General features: G+C 68.4%; 27 protein-coding genes. 16 read left to right on the top strand and 11 right to left on the bottom strand.

The window, feature by feature from the left end:
• The first annotated feature begins 104 nt into the window (after positions 1 to 104).
• The 5 genes from MAE01_RS04490 (at position 105) to MAE01_RS04510 (ending at position 4,296) form a co-directional block, all read left to right on the top strand.
• The gene (locus MAE01_RS04490; RefSeq protein ID WP_147038348.1) at positions 105 to 1,469 is read left to right on the top strand and encodes an ABC transporter substrate-binding protein; all 1,365 of its coding nucleotides are present in this window, start codon (positions 105 to 107) and stop codon (positions 1,467 to 1,469) included.
• A 69-nt stretch (positions 1,470 to 1,538) separates the two neighbouring features.
• Complete coding sequence (locus tag MAE01_RS04495) at positions 1,539 to 2,465, top strand: carbohydrate ABC transporter permease (protein WP_147038349.1); 927 nt, start codon at positions 1,539 to 1,541, stop codon at positions 2,463 to 2,465.
• Position 2,466: 1 nt separating this feature from the next.
• Positions 2,467 to 3,360 (top strand): carbohydrate ABC transporter permease, encoded by an 894-nt coding sequence (locus MAE01_RS04500; protein ID WP_147038350.1) that lies wholly within the window; start codon positions 2,467 to 2,469, stop codon positions 3,358 to 3,360.
• A gap of 109 nt (positions 3,361 to 3,469) precedes the next feature.
• Complete coding sequence (locus MAE01_RS04505; RefSeq protein ID WP_147038351.1) at positions 3,470 to 3,958, top strand: nucleotidyltransferase domain-containing protein; 489 nt, start codon at positions 3,470 to 3,472, stop codon at positions 3,956 to 3,958.
• Complete coding sequence (locus MAE01_RS04510) at positions 3,955 to 4,296, top strand: HepT-like ribonuclease domain-containing protein (protein ID WP_147038352.1); 342 nt, start codon at positions 3,955 to 3,957, stop codon at positions 4,294 to 4,296. Before MAE01_RS04505 ends, MAE01_RS04510 begins: the two co-directional genes overlap by 4 nt.
• 20 nt (positions 4,297 to 4,316) lie before the next feature.
• Here MAE01_RS04510 and MAE01_RS04515 read toward each other — a convergent pair whose 3' ends face one another.
• The 3 genes from MAE01_RS04515 to MAE01_RS04525 are packed head-to-tail and all read right to left on the bottom strand — an operon-like array spanning position 4,317 to position 7,272.
• Positions 4,317 to 5,345: a lactonase family protein gene (locus MAE01_RS04515; protein WP_147038353.1), complete on the bottom strand. Its 1,029-nt coding sequence runs from the start codon at positions 5,343 to 5,345 to the stop codon at positions 4,317 to 4,319.
• Positions 5,346 to 5,370: 25 nt separating this feature from the next.
• The gene (locus MAE01_RS04520) at positions 5,371 to 6,117 is read right to left on the bottom strand and encodes an SDR family NAD(P)-dependent oxidoreductase (protein ID WP_147038354.1); all 747 of its coding nucleotides are present in this window, start codon (positions 6,115 to 6,117) and stop codon (positions 5,371 to 5,373) included.
• Between the two features lie 9 nt (positions 6,118 to 6,126).
• The gene (locus MAE01_RS04525) at positions 6,127 to 7,272 is read right to left on the bottom strand and encodes a glycoside hydrolase family 172 protein (RefSeq protein WP_229718103.1); all 1,146 of its coding nucleotides are present in this window, start codon (positions 7,270 to 7,272) and stop codon (positions 6,127 to 6,129) included.
• Positions 7,273 to 7,412: 140 nt separating this feature from the next.
• On the opposite strand from MAE01_RS04525, the gene MAE01_RS04530 reads away from it, so the two are divergent.
• The 4 genes from MAE01_RS04530 (at position 7,413) to MAE01_RS04545 (ending at position 14,395) form a co-directional block, all read left to right on the top strand.
• Positions 7,413 to 8,393: a LacI family DNA-binding transcriptional regulator gene (locus MAE01_RS04530; RefSeq protein WP_147038355.1), complete on the top strand. Its 981-nt coding sequence runs from the start codon at positions 7,413 to 7,415 to the stop codon at positions 8,391 to 8,393.
• A gap of 284 nt (positions 8,394 to 8,677) precedes the next feature.
• Positions 8,678 to 10,207 (top strand): FGGY-family carbohydrate kinase, encoded by a 1,530-nt coding sequence (locus MAE01_RS04535; RefSeq protein WP_147038356.1) that lies wholly within the window; start codon positions 8,678 to 8,680, stop codon positions 10,205 to 10,207.
• Complete coding sequence (locus MAE01_RS04540; RefSeq protein WP_147038357.1) at positions 10,200 to 12,767, top strand: GH116 family glycosyl-hydrolase; 2,568 nt, start codon at positions 10,200 to 10,202, stop codon at positions 12,765 to 12,767. The genes MAE01_RS04535 and MAE01_RS04540 overlap by 8 nt, the downstream gene beginning before the upstream one ends.
• Positions 12,764 to 14,395: a fucose isomerase gene (locus MAE01_RS04545; RefSeq protein ID WP_229718102.1), complete on the top strand. Its 1,632-nt coding sequence runs from the start codon at positions 12,764 to 12,766 to the stop codon at positions 14,393 to 14,395. Before MAE01_RS04540 ends, MAE01_RS04545 begins: the two co-directional genes overlap by 4 nt.
• A gap of 120 nt (positions 14,396 to 14,515) precedes the next feature.
• On the opposite strand, the gene MAE01_RS04550 is transcribed toward MAE01_RS04545, so the two are convergent.
• A complete protein-coding gene (locus MAE01_RS04550; RefSeq protein ID WP_147038359.1) occupies positions 14,516 to 15,085 on the bottom strand; it encodes a TetR/AcrR family transcriptional regulator in 570 nt (189 codons plus the stop codon).
• Positions 15,086 to 15,156: 71 nt separating this feature from the next.
• Here MAE01_RS04550 and MAE01_RS04555 point away from each other — a divergent pair, with 71 nt between their 5' ends.
• Together MAE01_RS04555 and MAE01_RS04560 are read left to right on the top strand one after the other, a co-directional pair.
• Positions 15,157 to 15,729, top strand: a complete 573-nt coding sequence (locus MAE01_RS04555) for a dihydrofolate reductase family protein (protein ID WP_147038360.1) — start codon at positions 15,157 to 15,159, stop codon at positions 15,727 to 15,729.
• Between the two features lie 133 nt (positions 15,730 to 15,862).
• Complete coding sequence (locus MAE01_RS04560; protein WP_229718142.1) at positions 15,863 to 17,227, top strand: flavin monoamine oxidase family protein; 1,365 nt, start codon at positions 15,863 to 15,865, stop codon at positions 17,225 to 17,227.
• On the opposite strand, the gene MAE01_RS04565 is transcribed toward MAE01_RS04560, so the two are convergent.
• On the bottom strand, positions 17,187 to 17,894 hold the full coding sequence (locus MAE01_RS04565; protein WP_147038362.1) for a Pr6Pr family membrane protein: 708 nt from the start codon (positions 17,892 to 17,894) through the stop codon (positions 17,187 to 17,189). The genes MAE01_RS04560 and MAE01_RS04565 overlap by 41 nt on opposite strands.
• A gap of 175 nt (positions 17,895 to 18,069) precedes the next feature.
• Between MAE01_RS04565 and MAE01_RS04570 the strand changes: the two genes are divergently transcribed.
• Together MAE01_RS04570 and MAE01_RS04575 are read left to right on the top strand one after the other, a co-directional pair.
• Positions 18,070 to 18,423: an ArsR/SmtB family transcription factor gene (locus tag MAE01_RS04570; protein ID WP_147038363.1), complete on the top strand. Its 354-nt coding sequence runs from the start codon at positions 18,070 to 18,072 to the stop codon at positions 18,421 to 18,423.
• A 2-nt stretch (positions 18,424 to 18,425) separates the two neighbouring features.
• Complete coding sequence (locus tag MAE01_RS04575; protein ID WP_147038535.1) at positions 18,426 to 19,082, top strand: SRPBCC domain-containing protein; 657 nt, start codon at positions 18,426 to 18,428, stop codon at positions 19,080 to 19,082.
• Positions 19,083 to 19,102: 20 nt separating this feature from the next.
• Here MAE01_RS04575 and MAE01_RS04580 read toward each other — a convergent pair whose 3' ends face one another.
• The 3 genes from MAE01_RS04580 to MAE01_RS04590 are packed head-to-tail and all read right to left on the bottom strand — an operon-like array spanning position 19,103 to position 20,886.
• Positions 19,103 to 19,774: a hypothetical protein gene (locus tag MAE01_RS04580; RefSeq protein ID WP_147038364.1), complete on the bottom strand. Its 672-nt coding sequence runs from the start codon at positions 19,772 to 19,774 to the stop codon at positions 19,103 to 19,105.
• Complete coding sequence (locus MAE01_RS04585) at positions 19,771 to 20,250, bottom strand: MarR family winged helix-turn-helix transcriptional regulator (RefSeq protein WP_147038365.1); 480 nt, start codon at positions 20,248 to 20,250, stop codon at positions 19,771 to 19,773. The genes MAE01_RS04580 and MAE01_RS04585 overlap by 4 nt, the downstream gene beginning before the upstream one ends.
• 57 nt (positions 20,251 to 20,307) lie before the next feature.
• A complete protein-coding gene (locus MAE01_RS04590) occupies positions 20,308 to 20,886 on the bottom strand; it encodes a hypothetical protein (RefSeq protein ID WP_147038366.1) in 579 nt (192 codons plus the stop codon).
• A 104-nt stretch (positions 20,887 to 20,990) separates the two neighbouring features.
• On the opposite strand from MAE01_RS04590, the gene MAE01_RS04595 reads away from it, so the two are divergent.
• Together MAE01_RS04595 and MAE01_RS04600 are read left to right on the top strand one after the other, a co-directional pair.
• Complete coding sequence (locus MAE01_RS04595; protein WP_229718101.1) at positions 20,991 to 22,172, top strand: glycosyltransferase; 1,182 nt, start codon at positions 20,991 to 20,993, stop codon at positions 22,170 to 22,172.
• A 4-nt stretch (positions 22,173 to 22,176) separates the two neighbouring features.
• Positions 22,177 to 23,361: a glycosyltransferase family 4 protein gene (locus MAE01_RS04600; protein ID WP_147038368.1), complete on the top strand. Its 1,185-nt coding sequence runs from the start codon at positions 22,177 to 22,179 to the stop codon at positions 23,359 to 23,361.
• 24 nt (positions 23,362 to 23,385) lie between these two features.
• Here MAE01_RS04600 and MAE01_RS04605 read toward each other — a convergent pair whose 3' ends face one another.
• Positions 23,386 to 23,880 carry a hypothetical protein gene (locus tag MAE01_RS04605; RefSeq protein ID WP_147038369.1) on the bottom strand — a complete coding sequence of 165 codons (495 nt, stop codon included), beginning with the start codon at positions 23,878 to 23,880 and terminating at the stop codon, positions 23,386 to 23,388.
• Positions 23,881 to 23,907: 27 nt separating this feature from the next.
• Entirely contained in the window at positions 23,908 to 24,069 is a 162-nt protein-coding gene (locus tag MAE01_RS15890) for a hypothetical protein (RefSeq protein WP_186806118.1), read from the bottom strand.
• A 101-nt stretch (positions 24,070 to 24,170) separates the two neighbouring features.
• On the opposite strand from MAE01_RS15890, the gene MAE01_RS04610 reads away from it, so the two are divergent.
• The gene (locus MAE01_RS04610) at positions 24,171 to 25,148 is read left to right on the top strand and encodes a GlxA family transcriptional regulator (protein ID WP_147038370.1); all 978 of its coding nucleotides are present in this window, start codon (positions 24,171 to 24,173) and stop codon (positions 25,146 to 25,148) included.
• 16 nt (positions 25,149 to 25,164) lie between these two features.
• Here MAE01_RS04610 and MAE01_RS04615 read toward each other — a convergent pair whose 3' ends face one another.
• The gene (locus MAE01_RS04615) at positions 25,165 to 25,857 is read right to left on the bottom strand and encodes an NRDE family protein (RefSeq protein ID WP_147038371.1); all 693 of its coding nucleotides are present in this window, start codon (positions 25,855 to 25,857) and stop codon (positions 25,165 to 25,167) included.
• Positions 25,858 to 26,210 lie beyond the last annotated feature (353 nt).

A 26,210-nucleotide genomic window follows, 5' to 3' on the forward strand; every position in this document is an offset into this window, starting at 1 on the left:
GAGTGCTTGCACATGAAATCGATTTCGTCTAGCGTGACGCGTACGGCACAGTCGCCGCACACAGCCCCGACTCGAGGACGAGTCGTGTTCCTGAGGAGAAACCAATGAGAATCACACGCACACGTCGTGCCGTGATCGCCGCAGTGGGTGCGGTGACAGTCGGTACGCTCGCCCTCTCCGGTTGCGGGTCGAGCACGCCGGGAGAATCGGCGGACAGCGGCGATGAGTCCGGCGTCACGACGATCCAGTTCTGGCACCGCACGTTCACTCCGGTGGAGAACGAGTGGTACGAGAACATCGTCAAGGAGTTCAACGAGTCCCAGGACGAGATCAAGGTCGTCGACACCGAGGTCCCCGCAGACGCGTGGGACCAGAAGATGAAGGCTGCACAGGCCGCAGGCAAGGCCCCCGACGTCTACACGCACCCGGGCAGCATCCAGGATGCCGTCAATGCCGGGCAGCTGCATGAGCTCGACGGGATCGTTCCCGCCGACGCTCTCGAGGAGATCATCGACGCCGCCAAGCCGGTGTCCGAGATCGACGGCACCTATTACGCGTACCCGCTGCTGCTCGAGCCCCAGGCTGTTCTGTTCTGGAACAAGGACCTCCTCGACGCCGCCGGCGTCGACTCGGAGAACGGTCCCGAGACCTGGGACGAGCTGATGGCGGCCTGCGAGAAGATCCAGCCCACCCTCGCCAGCGGCCAGTACTGCATCTCGCCGGCGCAGGATGCTGCGACCTTCGCGTGGTCCTCGGTCGGCCAGCAGTACAACTTCGCGGGCCACACCGCCCTCACCGACGACTGGACCGCCCCGAACATCGACGACGACGGCTATCGCGCGATGATGGAGCAGTACAAGGCGCTGTGGGACAACGGCTACATGCCCAAGCAGCCGCTCGCCGCATACGTCGAGGGCAAGGACTTCGGCGAGCAGAAGGTCGCCTTCAAGGTCTCGGGCTCGTGGATGATGTCGGAGATCGGATCGGACTACGCCGACCTGCTCGGCAAGACCGGCATCGGCGCCTTCCCGAACGCCGAGGGATCCGACGGCCGCACCGCGACCACGCTCGGCAACTTCAAGTGGGTCGTCGACGCCAAGACCGCGAACGCTGAGGCCGCCGGTGAGTTCCTCAGCTGGGCGATCGCCGGTGACCCGGAGAACGTCGTTCCGTTCTTCGTCAACACGCAGTTCACGAAGGTGCCGGTGCGTCAGTCGGTGCAGGATGCCGTCGCCGACGACGAGGCCGCAGCGGACGCGCCGTGGTCGGATGTCATCGTCAACGACATCGCCCCGACGGCCATCCCCGAGCCCACCTACCCCTGGGATGTCTCGCTCGCGGTCGGAACCGCCTTCGAGTCGGTCATGAAGGGCGCAGCATCCGCGGATGACGCGATCAAGACCGCGAACGCCGCGATCCAGACCGTGATCGACCGTGACGGCCTGGCCGACAAGGCGCCGAAGAACTGACCGCGCATGATTCGGGGGTCGGGACGATTCCGGCCCCCGAATCGTGACGCGCCGAACGACGAGGTGGACATGGTCAGTCAAGCTGTGCACGAGCGCCGGATGATCCGGCAGAGGCAGAACCGGCATCGATTCCGGGACGACAAGATCGCGTACTGGTTCCTGCTGCCGGTCGTGGGTCTCCTGGGGATCTTCGTGATCTGGCCGGCGATCTACGCGGGTTATCTGTCGTTCCAGAACTGGAGCTTCTACAAGGACCCCGAGTTCGTCGGCTGGAAGAACTTCACCGACGTCATGTCCGACCCGCTGTTCTGGGCGGCGGTCGGGCGAGGCTTCGTCTTCGTCGCCATGACGGTGCCGCCCATGCTGGTCCTGGCGTTCCTGTTCGCCAGCCTGGTCGTCAGCGTCGGCAGGAAGTTCGCCAGCGTCCTGAAGGTCAGCATCTACATCCCGACGATCATCTCCGCGGTGATCACCTCGATCATCTTCGTGCTCATCTACGACTACTCGGGCGGCCTGCTCAACTGGTTCCTCGGGTTCCTCGGCGTCGATCCGATCGCGTGGATCGGAGACCCGGCATGGGCGCTGCTCGCCATCGCCGTCCCGGCGATCTGGCTGGGCATGGGGCTGACGTCGCTGATCATGGTGGCCGCGATGGTGGACATCCCGCAGGAGTTCTACGAGGCAGCGGCGATGGAGGGCGCGAACTGGTGGCAGAAGACCGCGTTCATCACCCTTCCGCAGATGAAGAACATCCTCCTCTACCTGCTGATCACCGGGTTCGTCGCCGCGATCCAGCAGTTCGAGCTTCCGCTGGTCATGACGAACGGCGGGCCGCTGGATTCAACCATGCTGCCGAACCTGTTCATTTTCAATCACTTCCGCAACGACATCAACGTCGGCTACTCGATCGCAGCCGCACTGCTGATGTTCGTCGTGCTGGGCACCGTCTCGGCGGTCGTGTTCAAATTCGTCAACTCCGAGAGGCTGGTGGACTGAGATGACCACGTTGCAGGAGACGACCCGGATCGTGCTCGCAGGCAAAGAACCGAAGAGGCCGCGGATGCCGCGCACACCCGGATCGTGGCTGGTCCTCATCGGAAAGCTGCTCGCCGGTCTGGTCTTCCTGGTCGCCGCGCTCTTCCCGCTGGCGTGGATGGTGATCGCCGGCTTCAAATCGAAGACCGAGGTCATCCAGACGCCGTTCCAGTTCTTCCCCGAGGTGTGGAAGTGGGAGAACTACGTCCAGATCATCACGGACCCGACGTTCACGCTCACGATGGGCTGGACGTTCATGGGCGCCGTGCTGTTCACGCTTCTCAGCCTCACGGTCAACTCACTCGCCGCCTACGCGTTCGCGCGACTGGAGTTCCGGTTCAAGCGGACCATCTGGACCATCGTCATCACCACGATGTTCATCCCGGCCATGACGATCCTGCTGACGAGCTTCATCGTGGTGACGAAGCTCTCGATGCTCGATACGCTCGCGGTGCTGGTGCTGCCAGGCGCGGCGAGCGCCGCGACGGTCTTCTTCATCCGGCAGTTCTACCTGAATATCCCGGCCAGCCTCGAGGAGGCGGCGATGCTGGACGGATGCGGTCGGTTCGCGATCTTCGTGCGGATCTTCTTGCCGCTGTCGAAGCCGCCGTTCGTCGTGATGGGCATCACCGCGTTCCTGGCCTACTGGAACTCCTACGTGTGGCCGATCCTGACCATCACGAGCCCGGAGCGCTTCGTCGTGCAGCAGTATCTCGCCACGTTCCGCTCTGAGCGCTCGACGGAGCTCGGCCTGCTGATGGCGGGATCCGTGCTGGCGGCTGCCCCGGTCGTGATCCTCTTCCTCATCTTCCAGCGCCAGATCATCGGCAACATCAAGATGGCGGGGCTGAAGTAGCCGATGCTCCTCCGGCGTACTGCTTCCCGATGCGCTCAGTTGGTTGTGGAAGTGACGTGCGGCACAGGGTAGTAGGCGCCCAACCTGGACGAGTGATAGCATATGCTATATGACAGTTGCTACGGGGTTGGCCGATGAGATCGGACGCGACGCGGCACGCGCCGACGCTCTGCAGCGCCAGGCACGTGATCTGTTACTGGATGCCACGCATCGCGCGGCGGCGGCAGGAATGCCGCAACGTGAGATCGCGCGAATTGTGCGTCGTAGCCAGCCCGAGGTGTCGCGGTTACTGCGACAAAGACCGCCGGGGCCGCTGGCGTTGCGCGTCTCGCAGCAGCGCCAGCGGATGATGGATGTGCTGACGAAGTACGGCGTGACAGATGCTCGGATCTTCGGGAGTGTCGCGACGCGGACAGAAGGGCCGGCATCCGACATCGATCTGCTCATCGAAACCCAGCACGTGCTCAGCCTCGGCGCACTGTCGAGGCTCGAACGCGAGTTGTCGACGATTGTCGATTCAGAGGTCGACGTCGTACCGCTGCGAGGTCTGCCCGACTATGCCCGCGGGCGCGCGCTCGCCGAATCGGTGCCGCTGTGAGCCGCACGCCGCACGAACTTCTCGGAGAGGCGATTGCGCACCTTGACGCACTGCACCGCCACCTCGAGCGCGGCACGATCGACGACGAGACCGTCGCGGATGCGGTTTCGCTGAGGCTTGCATCCATGATCGAAACACTTCAGCGCGGAGCAACTGAACTGACGACAGATCTCTTTGGAGACGAATGGTCGGTGATCTGGGCTATGCGCAATCGAATCGCCCATGGCTATGCGTGGATCGACATCGCGACGGTGAGGGCGACCGTCTCGGAGGATCTTCCCGCGGTCGAGGCCACTCTGCGCGCACTGCTTGAAAAGACGGCGTCGGACGAATCGTAAGCGAGTCGGCGCCATCCATCTCAGACGAAGCGGACCCAGTTCGCGCCGTTGCCGGTCTCGACCTGTTCGAGCAGCTCCAGCTCGTCGTCCTGCACGGCGTACAGCGAGACGGTCGTCGACCGCTCGCCCGCGGCGACGAGGTGAGCGCCGTCGGGGCTGATCGCGAATCCGCGCGGCTGCGTCTCCGTGACCGTGAAGCGCTCAGGCGCCGAAACTGAGCCGTCTTCGGCCACGGCGACCGCGCCCAGCGTGCTCTCGGTACGCTCCGAGCTCCACAGGCGGGTGCCGCCCGCGCCGAAGTGCAGGTCCGCGCCCCAGATGTAGTGATTCGCGAGCGGGTCAGCGCCGAACTCGCTGTGGCCGAGGCCCTTCGCGGTGTCGTACGCCGTGGCCGCCCCGCGCAGGGTGAGCTCGCCGGTGGTCGAGTCGCGGCCGTAGTGGAGCACCTCACCGGAGAATTCGGTGAGCACGTAGACGGCATCCTGCGCGTCATTCAGCACGAGGTGCCGCGGGCCGCTGCCGGCCGGGGCTGCCACCGTCTCGGGAGTCAGCGGCACGAGCTGGTGGTCGTCGGCGAGCGCGTACTGCGCCACCAAGTCAGCGCCGAGCGACACGAAGTAGGCGAAGCGGCCGTCTTCGCTCGGCAGGACCGAGTGCAGATTCGGGAACTCGATCTTCGACACCGGCTCGCCGACGACACCGTCCGCGATCGCGCAGCTGATGCCGTAGCCGCCGCCGTACGAGGCGCCGAGCAAGCCGGCGCCGTCGTGCGTGAGAGCGAGGTAGTTCATGCCGCCGTCCGGCAGGTCCAGTCGGGACTGCGGCGTGAGCCGGCCGCTGTCGCGATCGAGGGACAGAGTCAGGATGCCGGCGGGTTCGCCCTTCACTCCGGCGTAGACGAGGTCGCGCGCAGCATCCACGGCGAAGGTCGAGCATCCCGTGAGTCCGTCGCTGACGGCCAGGCGTTCCAGCCTTCCGCCGTCGAGGCGGAAGGTGCTGACGGTGCCGTCGCCGGCGTTGGCGACCAGGACAAGTGGGGAGTCGGTCATCCCTCGATCGTACGGGCAGTCCGTCTCACCAGACGGTGTAGCCGCCGTCGGCGATCACGTCGGAGCCGGTCATCAAGCTCGACGCCTCCGAGGCGAGGAACAGGATGATCGAGGCGACTTCGTCGGGCGTGCCCAGGCGGCCCGTCGGTGTGCGCTCACGCCACACCGCACCGAGCTCCGGTTCCCGTTCGAGCAGCGCGGCCGTCAGGTCGGTGGCGATGTAGCCGGGCGAGATCGAGTTCACACGCACGCCGCGGTCGGCCCATTCCCCGGCCAAGGTCTTCGTCAGATGCATGACCCCGGCCTTGGATGCGTTGTAGCTCACCTGCTTCTGAGGGAAGTTGCTCACCGTGCCACTCATCGAGGCGATGTTGACGATCGCTCCACGCCCGGCGGCGAGCATATGACGCCCGAAAGCCTGGCAGACATGGAACGTGCCCGAGAGGTTGACGTCGATCACGCGCGTCCAGTCGTCGGCCGACATGTCCTCTGCGTTCGCCGAGCGTACGATGCCTGCCGCGTTGAGCAGGACGTCGGGGATGCCGAGTCGAGCGGTCAGCTCGTCGGCCGTGGATGCCACGGCGCCGGCATCCGTCACGTCGAGCTCGATGAACTCGGCGTCGAGCTCGGCCTCGCCGTTCGCGAGATCCAGCACGACCACCCGCGATCCCTGCTCGAGGAACCGGCGCGCGGTCGCAAGCCCGATGCCGCGCCCTCCGCCGGTGATGACGACGAGCTTGCCGTCGAGGTCGGGATACGTCGCGTTCGTCATCATCGCGATTCAGTCCTGCGGTGCCCGCGGAGGTGTCGCGCCGATGTCCGGAACCGGAGCGGTTCCCAAGTGCACCTCCATGTCGTCGGCCGTCGGCGTCTTCGGTCGGCGCGCCGTCGGGCGGTCGAGGTAGAACATCGCGGTCGAGGCGATGTCATCCCGCAGTGGCAGGTAGCGCCACCCGCTGCGCCAGCCGAGCGCCTGAATGTCGACCTTGGGGATGCCGGAGCTGAAGTGGATCGGGTCGAGCAGATGCCAGCGGTACATGCCGAAGCGCTGCTGGCTCACGTACAGCCCGTCCGGCTTGATCACCTGCGGCATCCCGAGATACGGGGTGGAGAACTCGGTGTACCCCTTGCCGGGGATGTCGAAGTTCCAGGCGCCGCCGAAGTAGTCCTCCGTGCCGGTGCCGGCGATCGTCGGGTAGTCGGTGTCGTCGTCGAGGTAGAACTTGATCTCGCCCTCGCCCCACCAACCGTTCGAGTTCACGCCCCACGCGATGTAGGTGCCGACGTACTGCCCCTGGCCCTCGACGCCCTCGAGGATCGTGTGCGGCGTCTTGTCCTCGAGGGGGTTCGATCGGCGCCACTGCGCGTGGAAGTAGGCGTCGCCCTGGTAGTCGCCGCCGATCTCGTAGGTGACCTGGTAGTACACGCGCACGTCGACGACGGAGGTGTTCTCGACCGTCAGGCGCGCGCCCTCGCGGAACGGCATCGGCCAGTACGAGTTGAAGCCGCCGTGCGGGTTCGCGGCGATGGTCTGCGAGTTCACCTGGGAGAACACGCCCCAGCCGTTGCAGAAGAAGTCGCCGTAAGGCACCTCGACGGCGGGCTCCTCCGCGCCGTCCCAGTAGGCGCGCAGCAGCAGCGTGCGCCAGTTGTCGGTGTGTGTGGTGATCCAGATGTGGGTGATCTTGCCCGCGCCCTGGATGTTCGCGAGGTCGAACGTCTCCCCGGCCTTGATGTCGACGCTGGGGGAGATCTTCCAGCCCGGCCCGAGATCTCGGGCGCAGGAAGCGCCGGTCCCCTCAGTGGCGCGACCGCCGCCCCCGACGGAGCCGTCGAAGTTCTCGGGTGAGATCGATCGGGTCTGCACCGAGCGCAGTGCGGCGATCGATGCGAGATCAGAGGGTGCGGATGTCATCTCTTCGTTCACGTCCTTGTGCGTCTGGCCGGCGGGCGCCGGACCTCGAGGTCTCCCAAATGTAATCGATTTCAGATTCCAGCACCAGGGCGCCGTCCGGCACGATACTGTTTCAACACGACCGGGCGACCGGAACATGCAGTGAGGTGCACATGTCCACGATCTACGACGTCGCGGAGCTGGCGGGAGTCTCGCCGGCCACCGTCTCGCGAGTCTTCAACGGCACCAGCGTGTCCGACGAGAAGGTCGCCGCGGTCCGCGACGCCGCGAAGCGGCTGAACTTCACGCCCAACCGTGCCGCGCGCACTCTTCGCACGCAGAGCTCCGAGGTCATCGCCCTCGTCATCCCCGACATCGAGAACCCGTACTTCACCGAGATGGCCCGCGGCGTCGAGGACGTCGCCTCCAAGGCCGGGTACTCCGTGGTGCTGTGCAACTCCGACGCCCAGCTCGACAAGGAGTCGACCTACCTGCAGATCGCCATCGCCGAGCACATGTCCGGCGTCATCATCGCGACCGCGTCAGAGGGCTCGAACCTCGATCCGATCATCGCGACAGGGAGGCCCGTCGTCGCGGTCGACCGCCACACCGCCTACGACGTCGACGGTGTCGTGATGGCGAACCGCGCCGCCGGAACCTCCGCGACGAAGGACCTCATCCGTGCGGGCTACCGCCGCATCGCCTACATCGGAGGGCCGGCGCACATCGACACCGCCGCCGAGCGTGCCGCCGGCTGGCAGGACGCCATCACCGCGGACGGGCGGGAGATCGACGACGAGCTGCTGCGCTTCTCGACCTTCCGCGTCGACGGCGGCCGGGCCGCCATGGAGGAGCTGCTCGCGCTGCCCGAACCGCCTGACGCCGTCGTCGCCGGAAACAACCTCATCGGCGTCGGCGCGATCCAGGTGCTCACCGAGCATGGGCTCACCCCTCCCGCCGTCGGCGTCGCCGTCATCGGCTCGCTGCCGTTCACGACGCTCTCGCCGAGCGCCGTGACCGTGGTGCGGCTGCCCGCTCGCCACATGGGCGTCACCGCGGCGAACATGCTGCTCGAGCGCATCCGCGGCGATGAGCAGCCGGCACGCACGGTCGTGCTGCGCAACGAGCTGCAGTCGGCCAGCATCCTGCGCTGACCCGAGGCGCGCTCGCCGCACTCGCCAGCCCGTCGGCGCGGCAGGTGTCGCGAATGGTCGCTTCGCGCGCGGCCAGGCGACCATATCGGCCACCTCCCGGGCAGCGCGATCGCCCACCCGCGCGGGAGGGGTCGCTAATGGTCGCTCAACACCTCGCCGGGCGACAACACCGGCCACCTCCCGAGTGGGGACACTCACGTCCCGTCCGGGGCGCGGGGGCGCTTGCGGCATGAAATCGATTTCGCGTAGGCTGTCATCACAACTCGCGATCGAGGAGGACCGCCATGCGCTGCACCCTGGGCGTCGACGTCGGCACGTCGAGCACGAAGGGCGTACTGGTCGCCGAAGACGGCAGGATCGTGGCATCCGCCACCCGCGCGCACGATGTCGACCGTCCGCACACGGGCTGGGTCGAGATGGATGCGCGCATCTGGTGGGACGAGTTCACCGACATCGCCCGCGAGCTGATCGGTGCCCTTCGACAGGCTCAGGGATCGGAAGCGGCCGAGATCTCCGCCGTCGGCGTCAGCGGCATGGGCCCCTGCGTGCTCCTCGCCGACGCGAACGACGAACCGGTGCGCCCGGCGATCCTGTACGGCGTCGACACCCGCTCCGGCGCCCAGATCGCCCGCATGACCGACGAGCTCGGCACCTCGGAGATCACCCGCGTCGGCGGCTCGACGCTGACCTCGCAGGCCGGTGGTGCGAAGATCGCCTGGATCGCCGATGAGGAGCCGGACGCCTGGGCCAGAGCCGAGCGCTTCTTCATGCCGGCATCCTGGCTGGCGCGCCACCTGACCGGCGCCTACGTGCTCGACCACCAGTCGGCCAGCCAGACCTCGCCGCTCTACGACATCGAGAACGAGAGTTGGTACGAGCCGTGGTGGCAGCGCTACGCCGGCTCGATCGAGCAGCCGCGCCTCACCTGGGCCGGTGAGATCGCGGGTTACGTGACCGCCGAGGCGGCGGAGGCCACCGGCATCCCGGCCGGCACCCCCGTCATCACCGGCACGATCGACGCATGGACCGAGGCCGTCAGCGTCGGCGCGCACGAGATCGGCGACCTCATGCTGATGTACGGCACGACCATGTTCCTTGTGGCAACCGGCGAGGAGACCCTCCGCACCCCGTCGATGTGGACCACCGCGGGGGCTTTCCCCGGCACCCGCAATCTCGCCGGCGGCCTGTCGACATCCGGCGCGCTGACGGCCTGGCTGAAGGACCTCACCGGATCCGACTACCCCGACCTCCTGGCGGATGCCGAGAAATCCGGGCCTGGTGCCAACGGGCTCCTCGTCCTGCCGTACTTCGCGGGGGAGCGCACGCCCATCCAGGATCCCGATGCCCGCGGCGTCATCGCGGGGCTAACGCTCGAGCACACTCGCGGCGACCTGTACCGAGCGGCCCTCGAGGCGACCGCGCTCGGCGTTCGCCACAACGTCGAGACGATGCGTGCGGCGGGCGCCGACATCCGCCGCATTGTCGCCGTCGGCGGCGGCACGCAGGGGCAGTTGTGGCTGCAGGTCGTCTCCGATGTCACCGGGCTCGTGCAGGAGGTGCCGGCGACGACGATCGGCGCGAGTTACGGCGCCGCGTTCCTGGCGGCATCCGCTATCGCGGACCCCGGGGCGGCACCGGTGATCACCGATTGGAATCCGATCACGCAGACGATCACGCCGAACGCCGATCTGCGCGAGTTCTACGACACCCTGTTCGACCGCTACGTGCGGCTCTACGAGGGCTCCAAGGACGTCGTCCACGAGCTCGCCGCCGAGCAGAGGGCACACGAGCAGCGCGGAGCGCGCCGTGAGTGAGCAGCGCCGCGCCCGCGGTATCCCGCACACCTCCCAGGCCACCGCATTCCCGCTCGGCGGCATCGGCACCGGCAATGTCTCGCTCGGTGCGCGCGGCGAGCTGCGCGACTGGGAACTGGAGAACCTGCCCGACAAGGGCCGCCGCAACCCGCACTCGTTCTTCGCGATCCACGCCGCACCCGAGGGTGCCGAGGCCGTCACGCGCGTCCTCGAGGCGCGCCTGACCGGGCGCCACGACGCGGATGCCGGATACCCGTTCGACCAGCTCGCCGGCCTCCCGCGACTGGCCGGCGCGAGCCTGCACGGCGAGTACCCGGTCGTCGACATCGACTTCACCGACGATGACCTCCCCGTGGACGTCTCGCTCCGCGCATTCACCCCGCTCGTGCCGCTCGACGCCGATGCATCCGGCATCCCCGCCGCCGTGCTGCGCTACCGCGTCACCAACCCCGGACCAGCACCGGTCGCAGTGACGGTCGCCGGCAGCATCTCGCACACCGCCGGCCGCGGCACACCGGGCCCGGACGCGCCCTGGGGCATGCGCGCGACCCAGACCGTGCGCTGGCGCGACGAGGGCGACGTGCGCGGCCTCGACTTCGGCATCGACCTGCCCGACGACGACCCCGGCTACGGCACGCTGAGCCTGACCACGACCGATGCCTCGACCACCGTGAAACCGCAGTGGGTGACCAGCTACTGGCCCGACGGCGCCCGGCTGTTCTGGAACGACCTCACCGACGACGGGATGCTGGCACCCGAGCCCCGGCTCACTCTTGAGGACCGTCCGCGCGGGCTGTTCGCGGAGCTCGACGCCGACCCGGATGCTGCGCCGCTCACCGAGGCGGAGATGATGGCGAAGCTGCCGCGGATCCGCACCGGCTCGCTCGGCATCGTCCACACGCTCGCCCCCGGCGAGAGCCGGGACTTCGAGTTCGTACTCGCATGGAGCTTCCCGAACCGTCGTCGCGGATGGCATGGCCACATCATCTTCGACGACCCGGAGAGCGGCATCGTCCGCAATCACTACGCGACGCTCTGGCCCGACGCCTGGTCTGCGGGCACGCATCTGCACCGCACTCTTCCGGAACTCGAAGCGTCGACGGACGCCTTCGTCGACGCCCTCTACGGCGGAAGCCTCGACCCCGTCATCAGCGACGCTGCGGGCGCGAACATCGCTGCCCTTCGTTCGACGACCTGCTTCGTGCTCGAATCGCCGAACCCAGAACTGGGCGCGGGTCCCGTGTTCGCCGCATGGGAGGGCTCATTCGACCACGGTGGTTCCTGCGAAGGCACCTGCACGCACGTCTGGTCGTATGCGCAGACTGCCGCCTGGCTGTTCCCCTCGCTCGAGCGCAGCGCGCGCCGCGTCGAGTACCTGCTCGAGACGGACGACGACGGCGCCCAGAAGTTCCGCGGCAACCGTGTCTTCGGCGGCCCACCCTGGTTCATGGGCCCGGCCGTCGATGGCCAGCTCGGCACCCTGCTGCGCCTGCACAGGGAGTGGCGGTTCAGCGGCGACGACGACTTTCTCACGGAGCTGTGGCCGGCGGCATCCCGCACCCTCGACTACGCGATCCGCGAGTGGGACCGCGACGGCGACGGCCTGCTCGACGGCGAGCTGCACAACACCTACGACATCGAGTTCCACGGGATCGAGCCGCTCGCGAACGGCATCCTGCTCGCCGCGCTCCGCGCCGGCGCACGGATGGCCGCGCACCTCGGCGAGACCGATCGCGCACAGGACTGGTCCGTGCGCGCCGACCGGGCGGCGGATGCCATGGACGCGGTGCTGTGGAACGGCGAGTACTACCGGCAGGTGATCGCCGACGTCGACGAGCACCGCTACCAGTACGGCGAGGGCATCCTCTCCGACCAGCTGCTCGGCCAGTTCCACGCGTTCCTCGGCGGACTCGGACACCTGCTGCCGCGCGAGCGCATCGAGTCGGCGCTCGCCGCGATCGTGCGGCACAATCACCGCTCCGACCTGTCGCGGCACGAGAGCACCCAGCGCGTGTACGCGCTGAACGACGAGGGCGGGCTGCTGCTGGCATCCTGGCCGCGCGGCGGAAGACCCGCGATTCCGTTCGTGTACTCGGACGAGGTGTGGACCGGCATCGAGCACCAGGTCGCGGCATCCTTGCTGTTCGCCGGCCGCGCAGAAGACGCCCTGCTGATCGAGCGGACTCTGCGCGCACGCTACGACGGCGCGCACCGCAACCCGTGGAACGAGATCGAGTGCGGCAACCACTACGCCCGCTCGCTCGCGTCGTGGGGGCTGCTCATCGCGGCGGGCGGCGCGCAGTGGGACGCACCGGCGCGCACCCTCGGCTTCGCGCCGGCCACCGACGGTCCGTTCCGGTCGCTGTTCACCACGGGAACCGGCTGGGGGCGCGTCGAGCTCGACGGCGCTGCCTTCACGCTCCACCTCGACGGCGGGCACCTCGAGGCCGACGAACTGCAGCTCCACGGCGCGACCGTCGCCCGTGACATCCGACTCCGCGCCGGCGAGGCACACGCCGCGCGGCGCACAGACAACCACCCAACACCGGAGGAATCATGAGCTACACCCTTCCCACCCCCACCGCGCGCCCGGCATCCGCGCCGAAGACCGCGTACCTGATCACCTCCGGTGACCTGCGCGAGTCGGCGAACACCGGCGGCTGGCCGACCCAGGTCGCCCTCGAGGCCGGTGTCACCAACGTGTTCGAGGATCTCGGCTGGAACGTCATCCGCGCGTTCGACGTCGACCCCGAGACGGGTCACGGCTTCATCTCCAGCCAGCGCATGGGTCTCGAGGTCTTCAAGAACATCCCCACGGACGCGCCGCTGATCGTCGCTATCGCCAACTGGCAGTACTCGCACCACGTGCTGGCGGGGCTGCGCACGCACGAGGGCCCGATCCTCACCGTTGCCAACTTCGCCGGCGACTGGCCGGGACTCGTCGGACTCCTCGGTCTCAACGCGGGTCTCACGAAGATGGACAAGCCGTACGCCACCACCTGGTCGGTCGACTTCACCGACGACTGGTTCCGCGACGGGCTCAAGGAGTGGACAGAGACCGGCACCATCACGCACGACTACTCGCACGTCCGCGCGCTGCCGGCCCTGCCCGACAGCCCCGAGAAGCAGCTCGGCGAGGCGCTCGCCGCGCAGCTGCTCGATGAGAAGGCCATCATCGGCGTCTTCGACGAGGGCTGCATGGGCATGTACAACGCCATCTTCGACGACGAGCTGCTGAACCAGACCGGCATCTACAAGGAGCGGCTGTCGCAGTCCGCCCTGTACGCCGAGATGCTGCAGGTGAAGGACGCCGAGGCCGACGCCGCCTACGACTGGCTGATCGATGCCGGCATGACGTTCAAGTACGGCGAGGACGGCGCCACCGAGCTCACCCGTGAGCAGGTGCAGTGGCAGATGAAGATGTACATCGCCGCGCTCCGGATCGCGGATGACTTCGGTTTGGATGCCGTGGGAATCCAGTACCAGCAGGGGCTGAAGGACCTGGTTCCTGCATCCGACCTCGCCGAAGGCATCCTGAACTCGACCGAGCGCCCGCCGGTGACCTCGCGCGACGGGTCGCGCGTGCTGCACGAGGGCCGTGCCTTCCCGCACTTCAACGAGGCCGACGAGGGCGTCGCGGTCGACGCGCTGGTCACCGACCGCGTGTGGCGCGCCATGGGTCTCGTGCCCGACAACACGCTGCACGACGTGCGCTGGGGTGAGGAGTACGACGGCCAGTTCGTCTGGGCGTACGAGATCTCCGGTTCCGTGCCAGCCTCGCACCTCGGCGGCTGGGACAAGGCCGAGGGCTGGCGCCAGGGCCACGTGTTCTTCCCTGCCGGAGGCGCGACGCTCAACGGCACCTCGAAGCCGGGCGAGGTCGTGCTCTCGCGCGTGTTCATCGCCGACGGCATCCTGCAGGCCGACATCTTCCGCGCCTCGGTCGTCGAGCTGCCGGAAGAGGAGACCCAGCGCCGCCACGAAGCCACCAACCCGGAGTGGCCGATCGCGCACGTCGTTCTGCACGGCGTTTCGCGCGACCAGTTCATGGCTCGTCACAAGGCCAACCACGCCCAGCTCGTCTACGCGCCGGATGCCGAGACCGCGGATAAGGCGCTGATCGCCAAGGCCGCGATGTTCGACGGCATGGGCATCAAGGTGAACCTGATCGGAGACGTCGCGATCTGACGCGGGCTGCCGTGCCGTCGCGCGAGACGGGGTTTCCTTCACGAAACATGCGCTGGGAGACCCCGTTTCGTGCTGCAAACCCCGTCTCGCGGCTGGATGCCGTGCGGGGCGGGTGCGGGGTCAGGCGGGGAGGAGGCCGGCGACCAGCGCATCGACGACCTCGTCCGTGCGGGCGTCCGGGTCGATGGGGGAAGTGAGCTGGTCGAAGATCAAGCCGTCGATCGCGTAGTGGAAGAGTGCGACCTCGCGGCGCCCGCCGGGAAGCCCCGCTGCCGCGTTGAAGGCGACATCCCCCGCGAATCCTGCTCGCTGCCATTCGCTGAGCGATGCCGCGAGTTCGGGATGCCGGGCCGCCTCCAGCCGCAGCTCGAACAGTGCGAGCGTGACCTCGCGCTGCGTCAGCAGCCTGCGCACGATGTCGCGGATATAGTCCGCGAACAGCTCCCGACTCGGTGGCTCGGCCGACCGGATCTCGAGGTCATCGGGCGTCGGCGCGAGCCGCTCGCCGATCCGCTCGAAGAGCCCGGAGATCAGAGCCTGCCTGCTCCGGAAGTAGTTGGACGTCGTGCCCGTCGGCACATCGGCTTCTGCGTCGATCGCCCGATGCGTCAGGCCGCGTGACCCTTCGCGTGCCAGGACCGCGATGCCGGCATCCGCGAGTCTCGCTCGTCGCGCCTCGTTCTTCGCCACGAATCGACCCTAGCGCAACCACTGCACCTGTTGTAGTCTCCAATCACAGCATCTGTAGTGATTGGAGACTCATGCGAGACCTCACCTATTACGTCGCCGTCAGCATCGACGGATACATCGCGGGGCCCGGGGGCGAGTTCGACCGCTTCCTCGTGGAGGGGGATCATGCCGCACCCATCTGGGCGAAGTACGGCGGGACGGCTCCGACCGCGCTCGCGGACGCCGCCGGTCTCTCCGTCGAGGGCAGCCCGTTCGACACTGTCCTGATGGGCTGGAACACCTACGCCGTGGGCCTGCCGGGCATGCCGAGCCCGTATCGGCACCTGAGGCAGATTGTCTTCACGCGCGGGCACCAGGCTCCTGCCGGTGCGGATGGCGTCGAGTTCATCGATCGCGACCCGGTCGACGTCGTGCGCGAACTCAAGGCGGAAGAGGGCAAGGGCGTCTGGCTGTGCGGAGGCGGTGCGCTCGCAGCGGTGCTCCGCGACGAGATCGACCGCCTCGCGCTGAAGCGCAATCCTGTGCTCTTCGGCGCCGGCATCCCGCTGTTCGAAAGTGGCGATTACGATCCCGCAGCGTTCCGACCGACGGCCGTCACGCCCTTCGAATCAGGGGTCACACTCGCCGAGTACACCCGCGCGTGAGTGTGAGATTGCATTCCGCGGCTGAGCTCGCGCGCAATTCCCGCGCCCTCGGCCGCGGAATGCAATCTCGCGGGGGTGGAGGACGGGGGCGGACCCGCGCACGGGGCGAGCGGGTAGTCTGACGCGGGTGAGGATGACGCGTCGAGAGCTGCTGGTCGGCGCCGGAGCCGGCGCCCTCGGCGTGCTGCTGGTGTCCTGCACGCCGGAGCCGAAGCCCACGCCCACCGCGACGCGCACGCCATCGCCCCTGCCGACCACGGCGGTTCCCGCTCCGGCGGCCACCGTCCGCAGCACATGGGCGACCGACCCCTTCTCGCGCGGCGCGGTCAGCTACACCCGCATAGGCGTGCAGGCGGACGCCCGCAATCGCCTCGCCGAACCGGTCGAGGGCCGCGTGTTCTTCGCCGGCGAGGCGACGGATGCCGACAACCCGGCCACCATCCGCGGGGCGATCCACTCCGGCGAGAGCGCCGCAGTGCGCATCCGCGCCGTCGCTGCCCCCGGCGAGCGGATCGCCGTGATCGGGGCGGGTCTGGCCGGTGCCACGGCGGTGGCCGGTCTCGCGGATGCCGACCTCGACGTCACCGTCCTCGAAGCGCGCGACCGCGTCGGCGGACGCGCGCACTCTCAGCTCGACGAGGAGTGGGCGGTGCCGATCCAGCTCGGCGGCTGGTTGCTTCCAGGGCTCGCCGAAGGCGAGGAACCGGCGCGCGAGGAGTCCGGCCTGCCGGAGACCACGGAGCTGGCATCCGCTCTCTGGCGATCGCCGGACGGCGACGTCGACCCGATCGGCAACGCTCCGCTCGAGGCCGCCATCGCGGCGGCTCAAGGTTCCCCCACCGACATCGCACTCGCCGAGGCGCTCACCGAGACGGGTTCCGACCTCGAGGACCCGAGCATCTCAGCACTCCTCGCGTACCTCGCCACGACCGCGGGCGCGGATGCCGACGTCCTCTCCTCGTGGTTCCCACCGGCGCTCCCCTCCGCCGAGCTGCGAGCGGTGACCGGTGATTTCGACGCGCACCTTCGCGAACTGATGTCGGATGCGCAGCTCACCCTGTCGTCCCCTGTGACCCGCATCGCGTACGACGACACCGGCGTCAGTCTGCGCCTCGGCACCGGCGAGTCGACCTCCTTCGACCGCGTCATCGTGACCGTGCCACTCGGGGTGCTGCAGGGCGGCGGCATCGACTTCTCGCCGCCCCTGCCGTTCTCGCACCGCGGCGCGATCAACGCTCTCGGCATGGGGCACATCGAGACGATCTGGCTGCGCTACGACGAGCCGTTCTGGGAGACGGACGCCACGATCTGGCACTCCGTCGGCGGCGACCACGTGGTGCGTACCTGGATCAACCTGCTGCCCGCCACCGGCGACGGCATCCTCGTCGGGATCGTCGGCGCGGACGCGGCCGAGGGGTTCGCCGATCTCGAGGATCAGGAGGCGCTGCTCGCGGCGCTCACGTCGCTGGCGCCGTTCCTGCCCCCGGAGGCGGGCTGACCTTCTTCACGTCGCCGCCGGGGCTTGAGCCTGCCGACCCCGCTCCGGAGCGCGCCGGACGATCGGCCTTCGCCGGACTGATCCGACTGATCAGTGCGAGCACCGCCGCGATCACGGCGAAGATCACCAGCGCGATGCCGCTGGTCAGCAGGAACTCCCCGATGCCGCTGACCTGCCGCAGATCCAGGAAGTAGTACGGATACCACCCGATCATCGGGCCCCGCCACATCGTCACTCCGCCCCACACGAGCGGGAACACGAGCGATCCCGGCACGATCCACCACGGAACGGAGCGGTGTCCCGGGGTGAGCGTCCAGGCGATCGCGGTGAAGGCGGGCAGCCAGAAGTGCAATACCTGGTCCGACCACGGCACATCGACGCGGATGCCGCGGAGCCCGGCCTGCCACACGATCAGGGCGAATGCGAGGCCCGCCGTGATCGTCCAGGTGAGCACGAGCGAGAGGGCCACGCTGAACCAGCGCGGATCATCGGGGCGGCGGAATGCGAGGATGCCGCCGATCACGAGCACGACGACCAGGGCGATGTTCGACTCCACCGTGAGATACGCGAAGAAATTGCGGCCCGCGATCGTCTGCGAGCTGAGACCCCAGAACAGCCGATGCACGAGGGCGACCAGGCACGCGCCCGCGGTGAAGAGGCGAAGCACGCCGAACGTGTTCCGTGCTCTCACCGTCCCGTGATCTCCCTCCCGGCGGCCGTTGCGCCATGGTCGACGTCGAAGACGTCATCCGGCGAGTCTACGGACGGCGGCTCCGCAGACCTCCACGCTGCCGGTATATTTCACCCTTGACTTATATAAGCAGAAACGTAAATATAGACGCATGCACGCACTCGATGTCCTCGGAGATCCGGTTCGCCGGCGCATCCTCGAGTTGCTCGCCGAGGGTGAGGAGTCCGCGGGCGCGATCGGCTCGGTCATCCAGGCCGAGTTCGGCATCAGCCAGCCTGCTGTCTCGCAGCATCTGCGTCTCCTGCGTGAGCAGAGATTCACGACAGTGCGCGCCGAGGGCACTCGGCGGCTCTACGCCGTCGATGCGGCAGGCGTGCAGCGTGCGAGCGCGTGGCTGAGCCCGTTCGAGCGCTTCTGGAAGGGGCCGCTCGCCGCGCTCGACACAGAACTCGCGCGCGGCAGACGCGATCGTGCACGGGAAGGATCCGGCGAAGGAGAGGAATGATCATGGTTGATATCCAGAAGCAGATCGACGCGGTCGAGCGGGAGCTGCGCACCGCAGACATCGACGGTGCGCCGTCGAACGTCCAGAAGATCGGGCAGCGGTATCCGTCCGGAATCGATGACCTCTGGCAAGCGGTGACGACGCCCGACCGCATCGCGCGATGGTTTATGCCCGTCTCGGGCGATCTCGAACTCGGCGGCCGGTATCAGCTCGAGGGCAATGCGGGAGGCGAGGTGCTCGAATGCAGCCCTCCGGCCGATGGAACCGCTTCGTATCGGGTCACCTGGGAGTACGGCGGTGGCGTCACCTGGCTCACGGTCAGACTCACCGAAGAGAGCGCCGACCGAACGCGATTCGAGCTCGAACATACGGCGCGAACCGCCGACGTTCCGCCGGGAATGTGGGAGACGTACGGACCCGGGGCCACCGGCGTCGGCTGGGACCAGGCGCTGCTGGGTCTCTCCCTGCACCTCGGCTCGGTCGACGGATCCATCTCGCCGGCAGAGGCCGAGGCCTGGCAGCTGTCCGACGAGGGCAAGGCATTCACCCGTGCAGCCGCCGACGGTTGGGCTGCAGCGCATATCGCCGCCGGTGCCGATTCCGCGGCTGCCGCGAGTGCTGCCGAGGCGACCTATGCGTTCTACACCGGCCAGCAATGACCGGTAGTCCTCACGGCACGTCAGTCTGCCGCGAGGAGGAACGGGCGTGCGGCGTCCAGGAAGGCGCACGGGTCGTCTGCCCAGATGCGCACGGACGTGACCAGCTGTTCGCCACCGCGCGGCGAAAGGACCGGCAGTCGCACCGGGTGAGGCTGCTCCAGCTCGATCAGGATGTTGGTCTCGTGCAGGACGCGCTCCGCGTACTCCCAGCCGTCCGACCGCTCGGTGACGCGAGGCTGCTTCGGTTCGTCGATCCGCTTGCGAATCGCGACCGAGGCGACGGCGCTCCACGGGATTGCGACGTCGACCTCGAGTCCGCCCCGGATCAGGATGCCGTCGGGCGCGACAGCGTGCGGACGCATCAGCATCGCGCATAGCAGCCCGATCATCCACGTCAGTCCCCAGATGCCCAGGATGAGGAATCCGATGCGCACGGCGGGCCAGCGGTGCACGATCAGGTCGATGATCGGGATCTCGACTGCCGACAGCACGATGAAGACGATCAGGACTGTCAGTGTCGGGCGGTGGTAGCCGATGCCCGTGCCGCCGCGTGGTACCGCGGGCCGCCGCGCGATCGCCCTGCCGATGCTCGAGTACACCCGCAGCTCGGCGTGGAGCGCTCGCCGCATCATCGATGCGAAGCGCTGCCATCTGGTCGGTGCCGGTCGCTGGACCGTGGTCTCTGCGGTCATGCTCCGGACCTCGCTTCGGCATCCGTCATCTCGGCTGCGTCAGTCTCGGCGTCCGCGACCAGCGCCGCGAGGTGATCGGCGAGTGCGGCGACACCGCGCTCCACGGCGGCGCGATCCTCCGGAGTGATCGAGGCGACCAGTGTCTCGTTGAGCTCGACGTGCTCCTGCTGCATCTTCGCCATCGTCTCGCGCGCGGTCTCGGTGAGTTCGACCAGCACCGCGCGGCGGTCGGTCGGATGCGGGGTGCGGCGCACATGTCCGGAGTGCTCGAGCCCATCGACGAGCCCGGTGATGTTGCGCGGGCTCACCTCGCAGAGCTGGGCGAGCGCCTGCTGCGTCGACGGGCCGTGGTGCTGCAGCATCCAGAGCAGATGGACACGAGCGGTCGTCAGGCCGGTGCCCGCGAAGGCGCGCGCCATGTCCTTCTGGAAGAGGTCGGCGATCTGGAGAAGCCGGTCGAGCAGCAGCGGAGTCATAATCGTGATGTTACTACATCATTACGTGACTTCACTAAAGCGTGAAGTGCTCCCGAGTCAGGCGGGGTCGATCCGCAGGACGTCCGGCGACTCGCCGCCGGTGAGATCGTCGGCGATCCGGATGCTGCGGGCCAGGTCGTCGAGCGCGGGGATGAGCGTGCCGAACCTCTCGCGATCGCCGCCGACCGCGGTGACCGTGATCAGGTGCGAGCCGGTGTCCCACGTGTACGTCGCGAACGGTGGTGACTTCGGGTCGGGCGGGAGCGACATCACGAGCTTCTCGCCGGCGCCGAGCGCTGAGGTGAACGTCTCAGTGTCGTCGTACTCGATGGGCATCATGGCGCGGGCGCGACGCACGTCGTTGGTGAGCTCCTGCGTCGTGGCCATCGCGACGACCAGCTCGGGGTCGGCCTTCCACGTCCACACCAGCACGCGCCCATCCGCGCGCTTCATCATCGCCGGGGCGAGCTGGCTCAGAGCCCAGGCGCCGACCTTGGTTCCGCGGGGGAGGGCGGCGCCGCCGGCCTGCATCATCAGCATCCGGATCGCCGCCTTGCGATGGCGGCGTCCCTTCCAGCCGAAGGACTCGGTGACCGGGATCCAGAGCTGCGGGTCTGCGGAGCTGACGATGCGCATGATCACACGCTACCCGCGGCGAGGGGACCGGGGCGGCGCAGGACCCTCGGGTAGAGTTGCGAGCGCCCGGATCCGGGTTCCCGCGTACCAAAGGCTGCAAATCCGTGACCTCTCCTGACGCCCCGCTGAAGATCCTCATCGGCTGCGACACCTTCGCTCCCGACATCAACGGGGCCGCACGGTTCGCTGAGCGCCTGGCCGCCGGACTCGTGCAGCGTGGACACGACGTGCACGTCGTCGCGCCGAACGGGAAGTACCGCCGGGCGGAGCCTGCGACCGAGGTCATCGAGGGCGAGCCGATGACGCTGCACCGCCTGCCGTCGGTGCGCTGGGCTCCGCACGACTGGCTGCGGTTCGTGTGGCCGTGGCGCTCCAAGCACTACGCGCGCAAGGTGCTCGACCGCGTGAAGCCCGACGTCGTGCACATTCAGTCCCACATCGTGATCGGCCGTGGGCTCTCGCGCATCGCGCATCAGCGCGGCATCCCGGTCGTCGCCACCAACCATGTGATGGCCGAGAACATCCTCGACCACACGACCATGCCGAAGTTCGTGGACGACATCGTGCTCAAGCTCGCCTGGGCCGACGCCAAGCGCACCTTCGACCTGACCCGCGCCATCACGACCCCGACCCGACGCGCCGCGGACTTCCTCGAGCGCACGGTCGAGGTCGACGGCGTCATCCCGGTCAGCTGCGGCATCGACCGCACCCAGTACACGCCGGTGATGGGCAAGCCGGAGAAGAACCGGATGGTCTTCGTCGGCCGCCTGACCGCCGAGAAGCAGGTCGAGGTGATCCTCGAGGCCATGACGAAGCTCGACCCGGCCCTGGACGTGAGTTTCGACATCGTCGGCGGCGGCGACCAGCGCAAGAGCCTCGAGCGCCTGGCAGGCGAACTCGGGCTGGCGGAGCGCGTCGTCTTCCACGGCCGCACCACCGACGAGGAGCTGCGCGCGCTTCTGACCCGCGCGAGCCTCTTCGTCATCGCATCCATCGCCGAGCTGCAGTCCATCGCGACCATGGAGGCCATGGCCTCGGCGCTGCCGGTCGTCGCCGCGGATGCCGTGGCGCTCCCGCACCTCGTCCATCACGGCGAGAACGGGTACCTGTTCGAGCCCGGCAACGCCGACGAGCTGGCGGCGCGCCTGACGGACGTCTTCACGGCCCCTGCGGAGGAGTACGAGCGGATGCAGCAGGCCTCGCTCGACGGCGTCATCGTGCACGACATCAACCGCACGCTCGACACGTTCGAGGCGCTCTACCGCGACCAGCCGCTGCCGGAGTAGTCCGATGCACATCGTCTTCTTCGGCGATCAGCACCTGGAGTCCCTCGGCGGAGCCCAGGTGTCGATGCGGCTGCAGCGACGGTTCCTCGAGCGCGCAGGGCACACCGTGACGGCGGTGGCGCCCAGGATGCACGCCGGCTGCGGACAGGCGGATCCCGGTTACCTCGATCTCCCCTCGATCCCGATAACCGTGGACCGCGAGTACTCGATGTCCTGGCCGGGCCGCCGCACGGACCGACACCTCGATCGTGCGTTCGCCTCCCGCCCGCCGGTCGACCTCGTGCACGTGCAGGCCGACTTCTGGGGTGCGTTCATCGGCCATCGCTTCGCGGATCGCCACGGCATCCCGGTCGTCCACACGATGCACAACCGCGTCGACGTCGGAATGGCAGCGGTCACGCCACTGCACCGTCAGGCGCTGGCGGTGCTCAACATATGGCGCAGGCAGTCCATGCGCGGCATCGGGCAGCCGGTCGAAGGCAGCGACGGCTGGGCATTCCTGCGCGGCATCGCCCAGGGATCCAGCGCCGTCACCGCCCCGTCGGGGCATTTCGCGCGCCGCCTCGAGCAGCACGACGTATTCGGAGACGTCGACGTCGTCTGGAACGGCATCGACGACGACCTGCTCGCCGCGGTGCGCGACGCCGGGACATCGCCCCCGCCGGCACGACGCCCTCGCTTCGTCTGGCTCGGGCGGATGAGCCCCGAGAAGAGACTGCTGCCGTTCCTCGAGGCGGTCGTGGAGTCCGAGGTGGATGCCGACATCGAGATCATCGGCGGCGGAGGACAGCTGCGCGCAGCGGAGAGGATCGCCCGCGCTCATGCCGGCATCCGGTTCGCCGGTCGCCTGCCGTATGCCGAGACGCTCTCGCGGATCGCGGCGGCGGATGCCGTGGTGCAGACCTCGATCGGATTCGAGACCCAGGGCATGACCCCGTTCGAGGCTGCAGCACTCGGCACGCCCACGATCGTCAGCGACCCCGACATCGCCGCCGAACTGCGAGGCGGTCTGTGGGCGGTTCCCGACGGATCGGTCAGGGCGCTCGCCGCGACGCTGAAGCAGGCGGCATCCGACATCTCGGCCGGGAACGCGCCCGTCCCGGATCCCGATGTCGCAGAAGCTTTCCGTCAGTCGTCGCGCACGGCCGCGATGATCGGAATCTACGAGCGGGTGCTGCGCGCGGGCTGAGCCCCGGACGCGGCTCGTCGCCGCTCAGAAGTAGAAGAACGCCCCGGCGGTGCTGACGATGAAGCCGAAGAGGATGTTGACCACGCCGGCGATGCCGAGGCCGGTGGCGATGCCCGCCGCACCGTGCGGTGCGCTCGGGTTCCGCAGTCCGATCAGACCGAGGATGAGCGCTGCGAGCGCGGCGGCGAAGGCGAGCAGCGACCCGACGCCGCTGAACATCGAGAGGGCGCCGTATCCGCTCGTGCGGATCAGGGCCTGCACGACGAGGTTCGAGAAGATGCCGATCGCGAGCCCGATCAGGCCGACGATGAGGCCCGCCCTGCCGGCGGTGTTCGTCGCGGTTCCCGCGGGCTGAGTGATCTGGGTGCTTTGCCCGTTGAGGATGTAGCCCTGCGTCGCGTGCTGCTGCGCGTACTGCTGGTGCGACGAGTGCGGCGGCTGCGGCTGCCCGGATTGCGGCTGCGACACGTACGGCGGGATCTGATGCGGATTGCCGGGGTGCTGCTGCGGGTCGCTCATGTCGCTGAGCCTATCGGCGGCGCGCGATCAGCGGTAGGCGACGGTGGACTCGGCGTTCTGGAGGGTGTCGTGCTCGGCAACGCGCGTCCAGTCCGTTGCGACCGGGCGGAATCCGTCGCGACGGATCTCGACGAAGGTGGCGACGAGCCCGACGAGGGCGAGTGCTGCGAGAAGGATGATGATGAACATGGCAGAAAAGCTACGCCTGGTGTAATCGCGCCACGAGTGGCAGAATCGACACAGATCGTCGAAAAACTGCCAAACTGGGTGGACCGCCACGAAGGAGTGCCATGAAGACCGTCGCATGCATCATCCAGGACGGCTTCGCGCCGTTCGAGTTCGGCGTCGCCTGTGAGGCGTTCGGGCTGGATCGCTCGGACGACGGCGTCCCGAACTTCGACTTCCGCATCGTCGCCTCTGAACTGGGGCCCGTCGCGTCGAAGATGGGTTTCTCCATCAACGTCGAACACGACCTCTCGTTCGCCTACGAGGCCGACCTCGTCGTCGTGTGCCCGATCCCGCGCGAGTGGTGGGGGCGCACGGATCCGCGCGTTCTCGATGCGGTGCGGGATGCCGCGGCACGCGGCGCCTGGCTGCTCAGCGTCTGCAGCGGGTCGTTCGTGCTCGCCGAGGCGGGCGTGCTCGACGGTCGCCGGGCGACGACGCACTGGATGTACGCGGACACCATGACATCGATGTATCCGCAGATCGACGTCGACCCCGATGTGCTGTTCGTGCAGGACGGGCGCATCATCACCAGTGCCGGCACGGCGGCAGGCCTCGACGCGTGCCTGCACCTGCTGCGTCAGGAGATCGGCGCCGAGCTCACGAACCGGGTCGCGCGGCGCATGGTCGTGCCGCCCCAGCGCGATGGCGGGCAGGCGCAGTTCATTGATCGACCGATCAGCGCCGTGCAGAGCGACTCGCTGGCCGTCGTCACCGAGTGGGCGATGGAGAACCTGCGCGAGGAGCTGACCGTCGACCACCTCGCCGACCGGGCGCACATGTCTGCGCGCACGTTCGCCCGCCGCTTCAAGGCGGAGCACGGGGCGACGCCTGCCGCATGGCTCGCGCGGCAGCGGATCATCCAGGCGCAGCGGCTACTGGAGCGCACAGATCTGAGCCTGGAGGCCATCGCCGTCGAGTGCGGATTCGGATCAGCGGCGGTACTGCGACAGAACTTCGCGCGTGTGCTCGGCACGACGCCGACCGCGTACCGTGCGACCTTCTCGTGCGCGACGAGCGAGGATGCTGTTCCGGCGGCCTGAGCAGGCCCGGCTCGGATCAGCCCCAGTGGCCCGGGGCGGTCAGCTTCGACTCATCGATCTCGACGCCGTGGTGGCCGATGTCGGCGACGCAGTACAGCAGTGACTGGGTCGGATAGCCGTGCGGCCGGTTGTCGCGAATGATCGCCGCGTCGTCGGTCGGATCGAGCTCGGCGGATGCCGCGAGCAGGGCGACCCAGCGGTCCTCCCAGTCGTCCGTCCGCGCGGCGTTCGCGCGGAACTCCGGCAGCCAGCGGGCGATGCGGGCGGTGGCCGGGTCATCCAGGCCGTCGTGCGCGATCATGTGCACGCCCTGAGGCACGGGAGTCTCGGTCAGCTGCGCGCCGTCCCAGGACAGTACCCGCGCGGCATCCGGTCCGACCTCGAGCAGGTTGAAGCCATGCATCGCGAGCGGCGCCTCCGGGGAGCGCCCGGCGACCGACTCGAGTGCGAGGCTGCCGCGGCTGCGCACCTGGTCCTCCGGCAGGTCGAGGACATCGGCCCGGTTCAGCAGTACGGCGAGGCGGTGAGCCTGCCGGTCGACCGCGAGCCAGGCACCGCCCGCGCGGCGGTCGCGGATGCCGATCACTCCCGGGTACTGCTCCGGCCACCACGCGCCGAGCGAATCCCACGCGCGCTCCGGATCCTCATCGCGGACAGCGAGCAGCCGTGACCCGCCGGGCTCTGCGACATCGATGACGACCGTGCACACGCGCCCCAGTCTAGGTGTGCGACAGGTGTGCTCTCCTGCGGTCGTTGAGCGGGCTCGCCGACGCGTGTGCTCTCCTGCGGGTCGTTGAGTGGGCTCGCCGACGGGTGTGCTCTCCTGCGGGTCGTTGAGCGGGCTCGCCGACGGGTGTGCTCTCACGCGGGTCGTTGAGCGGAGCCGCCGGAGGCGGCGCAGACGAAACGGGCTGAGCGAGCCGCAGGCGAGACGAAGCCGTGCCGAGATCGTTCGGCGCTTTCGAGTCGTCGCCTTCGGCTCCTCCCTCAAGCCGTTTCGTCTTCGGCCGCGTGCGGCCTTCGCTCAACGCCCCGCGGCATGTACCCGTCGGGCAACGCCCC

The sequence above is a fragment of the Microbacterium aerolatum genome (genome assembly GCF_007988825.1).
Lineage (GTDB): Bacteria > Actinomycetota > Actinomycetes > Actinomycetales > Microbacteriaceae > Microbacterium > Microbacterium aerolatum.